The organism is Chromobacterium sp. Beijing, from assembly GCF_021496765.1.
Classification (GTDB): domain Bacteria; phylum Pseudomonadota; class Gammaproteobacteria; order Burkholderiales; family Chromobacteriaceae; genus Chromobacterium.
The window spans coordinates 4,941,373-4,956,823 of record NZ_CP053750.1 but is presented as its reverse complement, the minus strand read 5'-3'; the positions used below and the strand labels follow the sequence as shown (position 1 = coordinate 4,956,823).

Below are 15,451 nucleotides of genomic sequence, written 5' to 3'. Positions count from 1 at the left end.
CGCCTGAGACGCCCGGCCGCTTCGCGGCGAATATTAAATCTCTGCCTTACAGGCTGGCCGCGGCCAGTTTGGCGCCGAAGCCGACGAACAGCGCGCCCACCGAGCCGCCCAGCGCCGCGCTCAGCTTGCGCCGGCGGCGGAAAGCCTGGGCCAGCCGGTGGCCGGCGACGATCAGCGCGGTCAGATACAGCGTGCTGCACACTTCCACGATCAGCCCCAGCGCGACGAAGGTCAGCGCCGGATGCGGGTAGGCGGGATCGACGAACTGGACGAAGAAGGACACGAAAAACAGGATGGCCTTCGGATTCATCAGGCTGATCAGCAGGGCCTTGACGAAGGGATTCTCCTCGCCCACCAACACCGACTTGGCTTCGGCGGTTTCGCCGCGGGCGGCGCGGCGCCAGGCCGTCAGCGCGCCGCGCAGCATATTGAAGCCCAGCCAGGCCAGGTAGCCGCCGCCCAGGTACTTGACCACGGCGAACAGCGCCGGATTGGCCTTCAGCAGGCCGGCCGCGCCGGTGGCCGCCAGCGTCATCAGGATGAAGTCCCCGATGATGATGCCGCCGGCGCCGGCAAAGCCGGCGCGGGTGCCGCGCTGCGCCGCCACCGACAGCACGTACATGGAGTTGGGCCCCGGCAGCAGTACGATGAGCACGGCGCCCAGCAGATAGGTGGTGAGATCGGTAATCCCCAGCATGTTCCCGCTCCCCGGCTTAAACGCGTTCCGCCATCGAGGCGATGAAGCGATCGAACAGATAGGCGACGTCTTCTGGGCCCGGACTGGCTTCCGGATGGCCCTGGAAGGAGAAGGCCGGACGGTCGGTCAGCGCGATGCCCTGCACCGTACCGTCGAACAGCGAACGGTGGGTGACGCGCACATTGGCCGGCAAGCTGGTTTCGTCCACTTGGAAACCGTGGTTCTGGCTGGTGATCATCACCCGGCCGCTGTCCAGGTCCTGCACCGGGTGGTTGGCGCCGTGGTGGCCGAACTTCATCTTGGACGTCTTGCCGCCGCTGGCCAGGCCCAGCAGTTGATGGCCGAGGCAGATGCCGAACACCGGCAGCTTGGCGTCCAGGATGTCGCGGATGGCCGCGATCGCGTAATCGCAGGGTTCCGGATCACCGGGGCCGTTGGACAGGAACACACCATGCGGATTCAGCGCCAGCACGTCGGCGGCCGGGGTCTTGGCCGGCACCACGGTCAGCTGGCAGCCGCGCTCGGCCAGCATGCGCAGAATGTTGTGCTTGACGCCGAAGTCGTAGGCGACCACGTGGAAGCGGGTGGACGCCTGCACCTGATAGCCGGCGCCCAATTTCCATTCGCGCTCGGTCCAGGCGTAAGGCTTGTCGCAGCTGACCACCTGGGCCAGGTCCTGCCCTGCCATGGAGCCGAAGCCGCGCGCCAGTTCCAGCGCGCGCGCCTCATCAACGTCCCCGGCCATCACGCAGCCGGCCTGAGCGCCCTTCTCGCGCAGGATGCGAGTCAGACGGCGGGTGTCGATGTCGGCGATGGCGACGACATTGTGCCGCTTCAGATAAGCGGACAAGGAGTCTTCGGCGCGGAAGTTGCTGTGCAGCAGCGGCAGATCGCGAATGATCAGGCCGGATGCAAAAACGGCGCGAGATTCGGTGTCTTCCGAATTCGCGCCGACGTTGCCGATATGGGGATAAGTCAGGGTGACGATCTGTTTGGTATAGGAGGGGTCGGTCAAAATCTCCTGATAGCCGGTGATGGCGGTATTGAAAACCACCTCGCCCACCGTATGTCCGGCGGCCCCGATAGCACTGCCCTTGAACACGGTGCCATCGGCCAAGACAAGGATTGCGGGTACGGTTGACACAAGCTGCTCCTATTGCGTTTGCGGCGGGTAAGGAAAAACCGGCTGCGCCGGTTTTTGTTGACCCTCTCCGCCGGCCCGGCCGCCTCGCTCGCGCAAGGCCTCCGCCGCGACAGATGGGATCTGTCCCTACCCTAAGTTTTCGAATTGCTTTATGTGAAGAACGGGACTCGATGCCTGGCGCATCAGTCCCGTTTGGTTAAACCTTTCTATAGTAACGCCGTGCCGGAAAAATCACAAGAAAATTCGATAACATGACAAATGAACCATCCTCAAGCCCCTGGACGAATCTGCCATTGCACGCTGGTCGGTCCGCTCGGTTTGCCCAGCATCAGCATCAGCGGTTTCAAGGCGTCGTATTTTTCCGGCGGGCTGTCGGCGCTGCCGGCCAGCGCGAAAGCTGCACCCGGCTGCCACTGGCCCTGACCGCTCAGATTCAAGGGTCCGTCCAGCGTCGCCACGTTCAAGGCCACGCCCGCGCCGGCGCCGTTGACGTCCATTTGGTAGGAGCCGAACGGCGACAACGGGCTCAAGGGCGAGGCCGCGCCCAGCCAGCTGAGCTGCAGATTGCCGGCCAGTTGCCCGCCCTTGCGGCTGAACTGGCCGACCTTGAGCTGTAGATCGCCGCCCAAGCGCGCCGCCTGCCAGGTCTTGGACAAATTCGCCAAAGCCGCCACCGGCACCGTCAGGTTGACGCCGTTCACTTCCACACCGCCCCAGCTCCACTCCAGCTTGCCGTCCTGACCGTCGCTCTCCAGCAGCCAGATCGCCCGCCCCGACAACAAGGCCTTGGGCTGAAAGCGCCAGCCTATCCGGCTCATCGGCAGCACTTCGCCCTTGTCGCCGACATAGACCAGCTGCGTCTTGCCCTGCCACACCGTGCCTTGCGCGCCGCTGAACTGCCAGCGCTCGCCGGTGGCGCGCAACAAGGGCAGCGACAGCAAACTCGCCGGCAAGGCGGCGATCAGGCCGGCCAGGAACAGCGCGCCCAATAGCGCGCCAATCAGCATTTTACGTTTCATGCGCCGCCTCCGGCGTGCGCCAGCAACGCCTTGATATGCACTTGGCCCGGCATCGGCTGCGCCTCCGCCCTCACGCTGAGCACCCGCACCTGATGCTGAGCCGCCAGCACGCCGGCCAGCTTGACCCAGGCGTCGAACGCCATCGTCCCCTCCATCGCCACGCCGGACTCGCCCTCCGGGCTCAGCTGCCAGCCGGCCTCGGACAAGCCCTGGCTCTGCGCCACCTGACGGATCACCGGCAAGAGTTCCTTGGCCGGCAGCGCCGCCTGCGCCGGCTGGCGCTTCAGTTGCTCGGCCTCCCGCGCCAGAGACTGCACATAGCTCAGCTCGGCTTGCAGCCGGGACGCGGCGGCGCGGTTGCGCTCCACCGATTTGCCCGCCGGCTCCCAGACCCCGGCGTAGAGCACGCCGACGCCGAGCACCGCGGCCATCGCCAGCAGCAGCCCTTGTTCGCGACGGCTGCGCTGCCGCCAGTAGGCGGCGAATTGTTCACGGTATTGCTTCATTTCACGGCTCCCGGGACAGGCTGAGTTCTTTGGTCCCCTGCTGGGTGGCGGTCACGTCCAGGCGGATCTGCTTGGCCGCCAGTTGCCCGCGCCAGCGTTGCAGGGTTTCCGCCGGCACATCCGCCACTTGCAGCTTGAGCCGGCCGCCGTCGTAGCTGAGGGAGCGGGTCTGCAGATCGCGGCCGCTGAGCGCGGCCAGCGCGCCCATCAGTTCCAAGGCGTCGTCGCGCGCCGGCAGGCCGTGACTCAATCGCAGCTTGTCCACCGCGCGCGTCATCGCCAGCGCGCTGCTGCCCGGCATCGCCTGACCGCCGATCCAGGGCTTGGCCGCGGCGCGGATGTCCGCCGACAGGCTTTGTTTCTGCCAGGCGTACCAAGCGGCCTGGCCCAGGGTCAGCGCCAGCTGCGCCGCCAGCAGGCCAACCAACACCAAGCCGGTCCGCCGCAGCGCCGGCCCCCAGTCGCGCCAGCGCCGATTGGCCGCCAGTTCGCCGTTGGCGAAGTCGAAAGCCTGTTGCGCCTGGCCGCTACGCCAGTCATGGGCGGCCAGTTGCCTGGGCTCGCCTTGCCACGCCGGCAGGCGCGCGCCAATCAGGGCCGCGGCGTCGGCGCCGCAAACGCTCAGGCTGGCGGGCGGCCACACCGCCGCCAGCCGGGCGAACAGCAGTTGTTCCGTCGTTTCGCCGCAGTAGGGCAGCCAGGCCGCGCGCGTGACGCTCAAGCGCAGCAGCCAGCCCTCGCCGCCGCGCGCCACGCTCCAGCCGTCGCGCGCCGGCGGCGGCAACAGGCTTTCTTCCGGCAGGATGCGGTCGCACAGCCGCCCGGCGCTCTTGAGCATGGCCACGGCGCGGCGCACCGGAAAAGCCTCGGTCACCGCCACCGCTCGGCTGCCGTCCGGCAACTCCCCGCCGATGGCGTAAAGATTGGCGGAGGGATCGTTGATCAAGCCTTCTTCCAGGGCGAAGCCCATCATCGCCGCCGTCGGCTGTTTGACCGAGGCCGGCAACCGCGCCTGGGTGAACAGGGTGCGGCCGGCGGGCAGGATCAATTCGCAGCGATCGGCGCGCGGCCAGCCGGCCGGCGCGCTGTCGCCCTGAGCGCTGGGTTCGCCGCGTGCGCCCAATAGGGCCCAGGGCAGCCCCGGTTCGCTATCGGGCCAACCGGCCCGCAGATACAGTCTAAGCGTTGTCATTCTGGTTTCCGTTTCCCCTGGCCGGCGGCGGACGTCCCGCGCCGTCTTGCCGCCACAGCGTCTTCACCACGTTCATATTGCTGTAGATCAGCGCCCGCATTTCCAGCCGCGCCCGCTCCAGCCGGGCCGAACTGTCCAGCATGAAGTAATTGGACGCCGCCGCGATATCGGTGTCGGCGATGATGCCCGGCGCCGGCAGCCGCGCCTTGAAATCGTTGGCGTCCTTGTAGTAATTGACCTTGCGCTGATTGAGCAGCACCAGCAGATTGCCTTCGCCCACGCCCGGCAGCAGCGTCTTCATCACCGCCGGCGTGGCGGTGTTGATGTTGATCTGGCTGACGTCGGCCGGCAAGGCGGCCACATGCGGCAGCAGCTTGTCCAAGACCTCCGGGGTGTAACCCGGCAGCCAGCGCAGCATCTCCACCCGCAGCAAGGGGTAGCCGGGCAGGGCCGCGCCCGGCTCCGGCGGCCGGCCCTCTCCCGCCGGCTGACTGGCGTCCTCCGGATCCTTGCCGCCGTGCAGTTGCTTGACCAGCGGTTCGGACAAGCGCGTGGGCAGGCCCAGCGTGGTCAATAGCCGCTTGTAGAACACCAGCTGGCGCGCATTGGTCTGACCGTTCTGCACCAGCGAATTCAGATTGAAGCGCCCTTGCAGATCGCTCAGCCGGCCGGACACGGTCACGCCCTGGGCCTCGGTCTGCGGCAAAGGCTGGGCCCACAGCTGCGACAGGGCCACCACGCCGTTGCCGGCCGCGCCGTTGTTGAAGCGCAGGATTTCCATCGCCCAGCCCAGGCCGGCGTCGGCCACCAGGCGCAGCTGGGCGCGATTGCGGTCGTTGTCGAGCTGGTGCCACCACAGGCCTTGCTGCCACAGCACCAGCGAGGCGGCGGTGGTGGCCAGCGCCACGATCAGCAAGGCCATGATCACCGCCATGCCGCGCTGCTTCCGGCTTCCCGGCGTCCTCATGGCAGCGCCCATATCCGTTTCGCCCATTCATTGCCCGGCATGCGGATGCGCATTTCCAGCGCGCGCGGGCTGTGCGCCGGGCTGGCCTCGCGCGGCGGCCAGTTGTCCAGCCAATTGCCGTCGTCCAGCAGCACGCGCCAGCGCACCGCGGCGTCCTTGCCCAAGAGCACGTAGGCGGTCGGCGCCGCGCCCTGGGCGTCGCCCGCCGCCCAGCTGAGGCCCTGAGCGCCGGCATGGTAGCTGATGCGCTCCTGGCCGCCGGGATAGCGGGCGGAAAAACTCTGCAAGGTCAGCGTCTGGCCGTTGCCGTCGCTTTGCAGCAATAGCTGGCTGCCGCCCAGACTGGGCCCCTGCCCTTGTGTCGGCGCCGGCATCTGGCCGGTCAGATCGCCTTCCAGCCGCCGGAAGGCGCGCGCCGCGTCCACCCATTGCTCGCTGGTCTGCATCAGCCGCTCGCGCGAGATCAGCAAGGAGCCGAAAGCCTTGTAGCCCAGCACCGACAAGATGGCGAGCAAGCTCATCGCCACCAGGATCTCGATCAAGGTCATGCCGTCCTGCCGGCCGCGCATCACGAACCGCCTCCGGCGTTCATCCGCAGATAGCCGGTCATCTCGGCCAGCACATAGCGGCTGTCGCTCTGCGCCAGCACGCGCACCACCACCTTGCGGAAATTGGGGTTGGGCGTCTGGCTGATCACGCGCTGCCAACGCCAGCGCGCGCCGTCGTCGTCCAGCTCTCCCGCCTGTTCGCCCACGTCCGGCCATTCGCGGCGCGCCTGCATCAGCGCGATCATGTTCTGCGCTTCCCAAGCGGCCTGCATCCGGCGCTTCATGCCTTCGCCGTTGTCGGCGGCCAGGCCAGTGGCGCGCAACAGCGCGCCCAGCGCCACCGCGATGATGGCCAGCGCCACCAGCACTTCAAACAGCGTGAACCCGCGCTCGCGCTTCATGAGCCTTCATCCACCCGGCTGCGACCCAGCGGCGACAGGGTCACGGCCAGGCCGCGCGTCTCGGTCTTGATCTGCAGGGCCAGCGCGTTGGCGCGCCCGTCCTGCCACAAGGGCAGCGGCCGTCCCGCCGGCCAGGGCTGGCCATCCAGCAACAAAGCGCCGCCGTGCACGCCCTCCGGCCACAGCCGGTCGGCCAGCAGCTCGTCGTTGGCGCCGCCCCATTCGCCGTTGTCGCCGCGGCGCCGGAAGCCGTAACCCTTGGCGTCCCACATCAGGGCCAGCGGATCCCCCATTTCGGCGGCGTCCGCCGCCTGCTCCAGCACCCGCGCCAAGCGGTAGGCCTCGTCCGAGGCCTGGCGATGCGTGTCCGGCCGCATGCTGAGCGTCACCGTGGTGGCCAGCACGCCGATGATCAGCATCACCACCATCACCTCGATCAGGGTGAAGCCGCGCGCCGGAACGGAAGAGCCCATCAACGACTCCGGTCTTACTTGACCGCGTCCCAGTTGCCGATGTCGGCGTCCACGCCCTCGCCGCCCGGCTCGCCGTCGGCGCCGAAGCTCCAGATGTCGATCTCGCCGTGCGTGCCCGGGTTGGCGTACTGGTAGGGATTGCCCCACGGGTCCTTGGGCAGGCGCTCCAGGTAGCCGCCCGGCTTCCAGTTCTTCGGTTCCGGCGCCGAGGTCGGTTTCTGCACCAGCGCCTGCAGGCCCTGCTCGCTGCTGGGGTAGCGTCCGTTGTCCAGACGATACAGTTTCAGGGCCTGGCTCAAAGCGCCCAGATCCTGCTTGGCGGCGACGGCGCGCGCCTCGTCCGGACGGCTCATCACCTTGGGCACCACCAGCGCCGCGAGTACGCCGAGAATCACGATCACCACCATGATTTCGATCAGGGTGAAGCCTCGCTGGGCCGCTTTGGAAAGGTGTCGCATATCTACTCCTACTACCGAGGTTTCAAAGGGTCAAAACAGGGAGGGGCCGTCGCCGGACAACTCCCAGACGCCGGCGGGTCCGGCATTGGCCGGCTTGAGCTGGCCCAGCTTTCTCAACTCGCTCGCCGCCCAGCTCATATCGTATTGCCAGGTGTAGAACAACTCGGTGCCTTCCAGCTCGCGAGCGCGCGCATGCCAGATGTGTTTGGCCACCGTCAGCCGGTCCGCCTTGCCGCCGTGCGCGGCCAGCGCTTCCAACACCCATTGCTGTAAAACTGCCTTGTGAGACATTCCGTGCTTCTTTCCGCGAAAATCAATGCACCATCTGGTTCATGTCGATGATGGGCATCATGATGGCCAGCACGATCAACAAGACCATGCCGCCCATGAACAGGATCAGCAGCGGCTCCATCAGCGTGGTGAAGGTGGCGAGCTTGCGCTCCACCTCCTGCTCCTGCTGCTGGGCGGCGCGGTCCAGCATATGGGCCAGCGTGCCGCTGGATTCGCCGCTGCCGATCAGATGGATCAGCACCGGCGGGAATTGACGAGTGGCGTGCAGCGCGCGCGACAGCGCCACGCCCTCGCGCACCTTGGCCATCGCCTCGCTGACCGCGTCCTGCATCGGCAGCAGGGTCATCAGGCCGCGCGCGGTTTCCAGCGCGGTCAGCAAGGGCACGCCGCTGCCCACCAGGATGGACAGGGTGCTGGCCATGCGCGCGGTGTTGAGGGCGCGCAGCAGGCGGCCGAACACCGGCAGCTTCAACAGCCGGGCGTGGAAGCGCCGTTTCAGCGCCGGTGCGCGCAAGGCGCGCACGGTCAGGAAGAGCGCGGCGACGATGCCGGCCAGCAACGCGACGCCCCATTGCCGCAGGAAATCGCTGGCGGCCACCAGCGCCCGGGTCAGAAAAGGCAGGGTCTGCTTGGTCTGCGCGAACACGCTGACCACCTGCGGCACCACATAACTCATCAGACCGGCCACAACCAGGATGGCCACCACGGTGACCACGGCCGGATAGGCCATCGCCAGCATCACTTTTTGTTGGGTGTTCTGGCGCTTGTCCAGGTATTCGGCCAAGCGCGCCATCACGGTGTCGAGATGGCCGGACTGTTCGCCGGCCTGCACCAGCGAGCGATACAGCGGAAAAAACACGCCCGGTGCCGAAGCCAGCGCCTGGGCGAAGCTCTTGCCTTCCAGGATGTCGCTGCGCAAGGCCGCCAGCACGGTGCGGCTGCGCGGGTGTTCGCACTGCTCGGTCACCGCGGTCAGCGCCTTTTCCAACGGCAGGCCCGCGTTGAGCAGGGTGGACAGCTGTTCGGTGATCATCACCAGCTCCGCGCGCGGCAGGCCGCGGCGCAGCGCCGAGCTGCCGGCGTCGCCGTTCTTGGCGCTGACGCTTTCCACCTCCAGCGGCAGCAGGCCGCGCTCACGCAGCTGGCTGCGCGCGGCGCGCGCGGAGTCCGCCTCCAGCAAGCCTTTCTGCTCCTTGCCGGCGGGGTCGAAAGCGGTAAAACGGAAGGCGGCCATCAGTTCCTCGTCACCCGCATGATTTCTTCCAGCGAGGTTTCGCCGGCCTTGACCCAACGCAGGCCGTCGTCGCGCAGCGAACGCATGCCGTGGCGGGCGGCGTAATCGCGCATTTTCTGTTCGGAGGCGCGATCGTGGATCAAGCGCTGCAATTGATCGTCGACCAAGAGCAGTTCATAAACGCCGTAACGCCCCTTGTAACCGGAATGGCCGCAGCTCGGGCAGCCCGCCGGCCGGTAATGCGGAGCGTCCGCCTCCCCTTCCAGCGGCACCGGATGCGGCGCCTTGCAGTGCGGGCACAGACGGCGCACCAGCCGTTGCGCCATCACGCCCAGCAGGCTGGAGGCCAGCAGGAAGGGTTCGACCCCCATGTCCACCAGCCGCGTCACCGCCGAGGCGGCGTCGTTGGTGTGCAGCGTGGCCAGCACCAGGTGGCCGGTCAGCGAGGCCTGCACCGCGATCTGCGCGGTTTCCAGATCCCGGATCTCGCCTATCATCACCACGTCCGGATCCTGGCGCAGAATCGCGCGCAACGCCTTGGCGAAACTCATGTCGATGCGCGGATTGACCTGGGTCTGGCCGACGCCGTCCAGGTGGTATTCCACCGGGTCCTCCACCGTCATGATATTGGTGTGGCGCGCGTCCAGCCGCGACAAGGCCGCGTACAGCGTGGTGGTCTTGCCCGAGCCGGTGGGGCCGGTGACCAGCAGGATGCCGTGCGGCTGGCGGATCACCTTGTCCACCGCCTGCAGCGTGTCCGCCGCCATGCCCAGCGTGGCCAGATCCAGGCGGGCGTTTTCTTTGTCCAGCAGACGCAACACCACGCGCTCGCCGTGGCTGGTGGGTAGTGTGGAGACCCGCACGTCCACCGGGCGGCCGCCCAGACGCAGCGAGATGCGGCCGTCTTGCGGAATGCGTTTTTCGGCGATGTCGAGATTGGCCATGATCTTGATCCGCGACACCATGGCCGCGTGCAGCGCGCGGTGCGGGCTGACCACGTCGCGCAGCGAACCGTCCAGGCGGAAGCGCACCACCGAGCGGTCTTCAAAGGCTTCGATGTGGATGTCCGAGGCGCCGTCGCGCAGCGCCTGGGTCAGCAAGGCGTTGATCATGCGGATGATGGGCGCGTCGCCCTCGCTCTCCAGCAAGTCCTCCACCGTTGGCAAGGACTCCACCATCTGGGTCAGATCCAGGTCCTGGCCGATATCGTCCACCACCTCGGCCGCCGCGCCGTCGCGATTGGCGTAATGCTCGGACAGGCGCTTGTCGAACAAGGCCGCCTCCAGCGTCTCGACACTGGCCAGCCCCTGGCCGTGCAGGCGCAACACTTCGGCCCAGGCCTCCGGCCGGCTGTCTTCGCGCAGCAGCAGATGACGGCCGCTTTCCCCGTCCAGCAGGATCACGCCGTTGGCGCGCGCGAACGGAAAGCCCAGCGCCGGCGACAGCTTGGGCTTGTTCATTTCGGCTGCGCCTTCAGGCTCTGTTCCAGCGTCGAGCGGATGCCGCCCTCCGGCAGGGACTTCAGAGCAGAATCCAGATTCATCTGCAGCTTTTCCCTCTCTGCCTTATGGCCTTCGCCGATGATGTAGTTGTAGCGATCGGTGGCGATGGACCGCGCGCCCAGATCGTCGCGGATGATGGTGGGCTTGATGAAGATCATCAGATTGGTCTTGTTGCGCTGCTTGTTGCTGTAGCGGAACAAGGCGCCCAGCCACGGGATGTCGCCCAGCAGCGGCACCTTGCTCTCATTGTCGCTGACCGTTTCCTGCAGCAGGCCGCCGATGGCGATGATGCCGCCGTCGTCCACATTGGCGATGGTCTCTATCATCCGCTTGTTGGTGGTTGGTCCCTGCGGATTTTTATCGGTGCCCGGCACGATGGTGGACGCTTCCTGCAAAATCTTCATGCGGATGGACCCGCCTTCGGAAATCTGCGGCGTGATTTCCAGATTAAAGCCTATGGTCTTGCGGTCGTAGGTCTGGAAGGGATTGACCGAGCCGTTGCTGCTGCTGCCGGTATTGCTGTATTGGCCGGTCAGGATAGGCACTTCCTGGCCGATCTGGATCTTGGCCTTTTCATTGTCCATCGCCATCAGGGACGGACTGGACACGATGTTGCCGCCCATTTCAGTCTCCATCGCCCGGGCCAGCGCTCCCATGTTCAATACGGTGCCGATGCCGGGAATATTGACCGTGCCCTTGACCCAGCCCACGTTCAGGCCACCGGTGCCTGCCAGGGTGCCAAGCGGCGTGGCGGCGGAGCCGCCGGCCAGCGCGCCGCCGGACAAGCCGATGATCCCGGGGTTGGTGGTGCCGGGGAAGTTGGTGCCGCCGAACACGCCAGCGCCGTTGCCGTTGAGCGCGCCCAAGGCCTGCCATTGCACGCCCAACTCCATCACCCGCTGCGCGGCCACTTCCACCACCAGCGCCTCCACCATCACTTGGGCGCGGCGCCTGTCCAGCAGGTCGATGACGTTGCGCAGATTCTGGTACATGGAGTCCGGCACGTTCAGAATCAGCGCGTTGTTGGTGGGGTCGGCCTGGATCATGGATCCGCCTCCGCCGGCCCCGCTACCGCTACCGCTGCTGCTGGACGCGCTGTCGCCGCCCACCGGGCTGGCCGCCTGGGCGGCACTGGCAGAGCCGCTGGACGAGGCGCCGGAACCGCTGCCCGAACCGCTCTGGTTCAGCAGGCTGGAACTGGAGCCGCCGTTGGTGCTCACCGCGGTGCGGCCCTGCAAGGGACCCGCGTCGCCGGTCATCAAGGCGCGCAGCGTCTGCGCCACCTTGCCGGCCTCGGCGTTCTTCAGATAAACCACACGCACATTGGCGCCCGCCTGGCTGGGCTGATCCAGGAGCTTGAGCAGGCTTTTGATCTTGCCGATCTTGCCCGGGGTGTCGGCGCGCACCATCAGCACATTGGCGCGCGCGTCCGGGATGATGGTGGTCTTGCCGCCGTCGGCGCCGGCGCCGCTGTCCTGCAACAACTTGTTCAGGCTGCCGGCCAGTTCCACCGCGGAGCCGAACAGCACCGGCACCACCACGGTGTCGCCGGCGGCCGCGCTCTCGATCGAATCGATGATGGACTCGATGCGCTGAATATTGTCCGCGTAGTCGGTGACGATCAGCGCATTGGACTGCGGGTAGGCGGCGATGGTGTTGTTGGGCGACACGATGGGCCGGATCACCGGCACCAGCTGATTGGCGTTGCCGTATTTAAGCGTGAACACCTTGGTGATCAGGCGGTCGCCGTCGCCGCGCGGGATGCCCTTGCTGGCCTTGGCGTGCAGCTTGGCGTCGGCCTCCGGCACGATCTTGACCACGCCGCCGCCCTCCACCGCGGAGAAGCCCTGCAAACGCAAGGAAGACAACAGGATCTGGTAAGACAGCGCGCGCGGCACCGGCTTGCTGGACACGATGTTGACCGTGCCCTTCACCCGCGGGTCGATGATGAAGTTCTTGCCGGTGATCTCGCCTATCGCCTTGACCACGGTTTCGATGTCGGCGTTGACGAAGTTGAGCATCACTCCGTCGTTCTGCGGGGTGGCGGCCAATGCGGCGTTGCAACCGTAGACCAGGGCCAGGATGGCGACAAGTTTGTGGATACGCATATTCAGTCTTCTTATTGGCGAACCATGCTGGCGGAATCCAGCCCAGGTTGCGGCGGGGTTTCAGGATTCACAGGAACCACGGCGGGGGGCGAAACGGGAGCCTGGGAAGGAGGAGAAATCGGAGGCGGCATCGGCGGCGGCGCACTGCCGCCGACCGCGCCGCCCGCGCCGGGCACGCGCTCGACCAGCGGCACGAACTGCTCGCTGCCGCCGGAACGCATCAACACGCCGGAGGCGGTGATCTGGGCCAGTTCCCAGCCGTCGGGCGTAGTCTTGCCCAGCAACAGGGCGACGGAGCGGCCATTGTCGTCTATCACCGCGAAACCGGGCGCGCCGGAAACCTGAGGCGCGTAGACGCCGATCAGCTTGACCGGCGGCAAGGCCGCCGCCTGCTGCGCCACCGGCTCGCCGAACCAGTGCGCCATCGCCACATTGGCGGCGGCGGACTGCGGCGCCGGCTCGCTTAAGCCTCGCCATTGCTTGGCCGCGGGACCCAAAATCGGCGCCACGGTCATGCCCAGCCACACGGCGGCGCCTGCCAGCGCCAGCCAAGGCAAAGCGGCGACCAGACGCCCCAGCGTCGCCGCCGACGGCAACAACCGCTTCCCCTTTTCACTCCAATGGACCACTTGCTTCATTGCATCCTGGCTTCTGTATTCATTCTTGAAATCTAAGCGCGGACCTTGCGGCCAAGTTCAAGCGGGCGCCTCGCGCCGCGATGGGATCGGCCGGGACTTGGCTCGAGCTTGGCTGTGAGTCATGCAGCGGATTATTTGCACGCCATCAGGATACGGTCAATCCAAAAAAAGACCGAATTGCATAGCCAGGCAATATTCAAGCGAATATCAGCGCGCCATGCGATTAATTCTTCTATTAAGAACTATTTTTCCGCCTGATTTCGCACACCGCCCGTAGCTAGGGGCGGAGCAAACACTATGCGGCAAAATATTTTTAATGACAAACGGTTTTTGATGCCGCGCCGCAGCAACCCGCAACAAGGTCTTTTCCATTATCTCAAAGCCTGATTACACGCTCATGCAATAATCGCTCTTGCATCGGTCAGGCAACAAAAAACGCCGCGGCATCCCGCGGCGTCTGTTGCGCATCTTCCTAGAACCACCTCAGAACCAGGCTTCGTCCATCTCCAGCACGCTGTCCGCGCCGTCAACGATGGCGGCCGCCAAACCGCCCGCCTGCGGCAACAGATGTTCGCCGTAGAAACGCGCGGTGGCCAGTTTGGCGCGCATGAAGTCCTGATCGGACTCGCCGTCGCTCTGCTTTTCCTTGGCGATCAGGGCCGCGCGCGCCATCTGCCAGCCGCCCAGCACAATGCCCATCAGCTTGAGGAAGGGCACGGACCCGGCCGCCGCCCGTTGCGGCTGTCCGGCGAAGGTATCCAGGATGAAGTCGACGCTGCGGCGCGCCTGCTTGACCGCTTCGTCCAGATTGTCCGCCAGGCTGGCCAGCCCGGCGGCGCGCAGCTTGGCCACGCAGCCGGCGGCCTCTTCCAGCAAGGCGCGCGCGGTGACGCCGCCCTCGCCAGCGGTCTTGCGGCCGATCAAATCCAGGGCCTGGATGCCGGTGGTGCCTTCGTAGATGGCGGTGATGCGCGCATCGCGATAGTACTGCGCCACGCCGGTTTCCTCGATATATCCCATGCCGCCGTGCACCTGCAGCGCCAGGCTGGTGATTTCGTTGGCCTGCTCGGTGTTCCAGCCCTTGACGATGGGGATCAGGAAATTGGCCAGCGCCTGGTTGCGCGCTTTTTCGCTCGCCACCGGATGACGCGCCGCGCGGTCCAGCGCCGCCGCGGTATACAGGGCCAGCGCGCGCTGCGCCTCCACCTGGGCGCGCATGGTCAGCAGCATGCGGCGCACGTCCGGATGCTGGATGATGGCCACGCCGGACGGATCGGGCGAACCCACCGCGCGGCTCTGCACCCGTTCGCGCGCGTACTCCACCGCCTTCTGGTAGGCGCGCTCCGACACCGCCAGGCCTTCGATGCCCACGCCCAGACGCGCGTGGTTCATCATCGTGAACATATAGTTCAGGCCCTTGTTGGCTTCGCCGACCAGATAGCCGATCGCGCCGTCCTGATCGCCGAAGCTCATCACCGCGGTGGGGCTGCCGTGGATGCCCAGCTTGTGCTCCAGCGACACGCAGCGCACATCGTTGCGCGCGCCCAGGCTGCCGTCGGCGTTGACCAGGAATTTGGGCACGATGAACAAGGAAATGCCCTTCACCCCGGCCGGCGCGTCCGGCAGGCGGGCCAGCACCAGGTGGACGATGTTGTCCGCCATATCGTGCTCGCCCCAGGTAATGAAGATTTTCTGGCCGCTGATGCGATAGCTGCCGTCAGCCTGCGGCAAGGCCTTACTGCGCACCTGGGCGAGGTCGGAACCGGCCTGCGGCTCGGTCAAATTCATGGTGCCGGTCCAGGTGCCGCTGGACATCGGCGGCAGATAGACGCTCTTGAGTTCTTCCGAGGCGTGATGATGAATGGCCTCGATCGCGCCCAGCGTCAACAGCGGCGCCAGCGAGAAAGCCAGATTGGCGGAACACCACATTTCCTCGGCCGCGGTGGCCACCAAGGCCGGCATGCCCTGGCCGCCGTAGGCCTCCGGCGCACGCAGGCCCACCCAGCCGGATTCGACGTACTGACGCCAGGCGTCCTTGAAGCCGGGCGCGGCGCTGACCTCGCCGTCGCGCCATTTGGCACCCTGATCGCCCTGCTTGTTGATCGGCGCCAGCACGCCTTCGGCGAACTTGGCGCCCTCCTCCAGAATGGCGTCCACCAGCTCCACCGAGCATTCGCCGTAGCCCGGCAGGCCGCAGACGGCCGGCAGCTCGGCCAGCTCATTGAGCGCGAATTGAATGTCCTTGATCGGTGCTTGATAAATCATCGCCTTCT

Annotated in this window: 16 protein-coding genes; all 16 read right to left on the bottom strand. The window is 66.5% G+C overall.

Going from position 1 to position 15,451, the window contains the following annotated elements; all coding sequences use genetic code 11:
- Positions 1–46 precede the first annotated feature (46 nt).
- The 16 genes from leuE to HQN78_RS23080 all read right to left on the bottom strand — a co-directional run bounded on the left by leuE (position 47) and on the right by HQN78_RS23080 (position 15,443).
- On the bottom strand, positions 47–697 hold the full coding sequence (leuE, locus tag HQN78_RS23155) for a leucine efflux protein LeuE (RefSeq protein ID WP_235086619.1): 651 nt from the start codon (positions 695–697) through the stop codon (positions 47–49).
- A gap of 16 nt (positions 698–713) precedes the next feature.
- The gene (carA, locus tag HQN78_RS23150) at positions 714–1,841 is read right to left on the bottom strand and encodes a glutamine-hydrolyzing carbamoyl-phosphate synthase small subunit (protein WP_107800561.1); all 1,128 of its coding nucleotides are present in this window, start codon (positions 1,839–1,841) and stop codon (positions 714–716) included.
- A 269-nt stretch (positions 1,842–2,110) separates the two neighbouring features.
- Positions 2,111–2,860, bottom strand: coding sequence for a type II secretion system protein N (locus HQN78_RS23145; protein WP_235086616.1), 750 nt, complete (start codon positions 2,858–2,860; stop codon positions 2,111–2,113).
- A complete protein-coding gene (gspM, locus tag HQN78_RS23140) occupies positions 2,857–3,366 on the bottom strand; it encodes a type II secretion system protein GspM (protein ID WP_107800563.1) in 510 nt (169 codons plus the stop codon). Before gspM ends, HQN78_RS23145 begins: the two co-directional genes overlap by 4 nt.
- A 1-nt stretch (position 3,367) precedes the next feature.
- Positions 3,368–4,558, bottom strand: coding sequence for a type II secretion system protein GspL (gspL, locus tag HQN78_RS23135; protein WP_235086613.1), 1,191 nt, complete (start codon positions 4,556–4,558; stop codon positions 3,368–3,370).
- Positions 4,545–5,492: a type II secretion system minor pseudopilin GspK gene (gene gspK, locus HQN78_RS23130; RefSeq protein ID WP_235086611.1), complete on the bottom strand. Its 948-nt coding sequence runs from the start codon at positions 5,490–5,492 to the stop codon at positions 4,545–4,547. Before gspK ends, gspL begins: the two co-directional genes overlap by 14 nt.
- A gap of 29 nt (positions 5,493–5,521) precedes the next feature.
- Positions 5,522–6,094, bottom strand: a complete 573-nt coding sequence (locus tag HQN78_RS23125) for a type II secretion system protein GspJ (protein WP_235086608.1) — start codon at positions 6,092–6,094, stop codon at positions 5,522–5,524.
- Positions 6,094–6,474 carry a type II secretion system minor pseudopilin GspI gene (gene gspI, locus HQN78_RS23120; RefSeq protein ID WP_235086606.1) on the bottom strand — a complete coding sequence of 127 codons (381 nt, stop codon included), beginning with the start codon at positions 6,472–6,474 and terminating at the stop codon, positions 6,094–6,096. The genes HQN78_RS23125 and gspI overlap by 1 nt, the downstream gene beginning before the upstream one ends.
- The gene (locus tag HQN78_RS23115) at positions 6,471–6,947 is read right to left on the bottom strand and encodes a prepilin-type N-terminal cleavage/methylation domain-containing protein (protein ID WP_107800568.1); all 477 of its coding nucleotides are present in this window, start codon (positions 6,945–6,947) and stop codon (positions 6,471–6,473) included. Before HQN78_RS23115 ends, gspI begins: the two co-directional genes overlap by 4 nt.
- Before the next feature lie 14 nt (positions 6,948–6,961).
- The gene (gspG, locus tag HQN78_RS23110) at positions 6,962–7,405 is read right to left on the bottom strand and encodes a type II secretion system major pseudopilin GspG (RefSeq protein WP_019100905.1); all 444 of its coding nucleotides are present in this window, start codon (positions 7,403–7,405) and stop codon (positions 6,962–6,964) included.
- A 30-nt stretch (positions 7,406–7,435) separates the two neighbouring features.
- Positions 7,436–7,696 (bottom strand): hypothetical protein, encoded by a 261-nt coding sequence (locus HQN78_RS23105; RefSeq protein ID WP_107800569.1) that lies wholly within the window; start codon positions 7,694–7,696, stop codon positions 7,436–7,438.
- Between the two features lie 22 nt (positions 7,697–7,718).
- Positions 7,719–8,930 carry a type II secretion system inner membrane protein GspF gene (gene gspF, locus HQN78_RS23100; RefSeq protein WP_227104926.1) on the bottom strand — a complete coding sequence of 404 codons (1,212 nt, stop codon included), beginning with the start codon at positions 8,928–8,930 and terminating at the stop codon, positions 7,719–7,721.
- The gene (gspE, locus tag HQN78_RS23095; protein WP_107800571.1) at positions 8,930–10,390 is read right to left on the bottom strand and encodes a type II secretion system ATPase GspE; all 1,461 of its coding nucleotides are present in this window, start codon (positions 10,388–10,390) and stop codon (positions 8,930–8,932) included. The genes gspF and gspE overlap by 1 nt, the downstream gene beginning before the upstream one ends.
- Positions 10,387–12,540 carry a type II secretion system secretin GspD gene (gene gspD, locus HQN78_RS23090; RefSeq protein ID WP_235086604.1) on the bottom strand — a complete coding sequence of 718 codons (2,154 nt, stop codon included), beginning with the start codon at positions 12,538–12,540 and terminating at the stop codon, positions 10,387–10,389. The genes gspE and gspD overlap by 4 nt, the downstream gene beginning before the upstream one ends.
- 11 nt (positions 12,541–12,551) lie before the next feature.
- On the bottom strand, positions 12,552–13,178 hold the full coding sequence (locus HQN78_RS23085) for a hypothetical protein (protein WP_235086602.1): 627 nt from the start codon (positions 13,176–13,178) through the stop codon (positions 12,552–12,554).
- Between the two features lie 483 nt (positions 13,179–13,661).
- Entirely contained in the window at positions 13,662–15,443 is a 1,782-nt protein-coding gene (locus HQN78_RS23080; RefSeq protein WP_235086598.1) for an acyl-CoA dehydrogenase C-terminal domain-containing protein, read from the bottom strand.
- Positions 15,444–15,451: the final 8 nt, after the last annotated feature.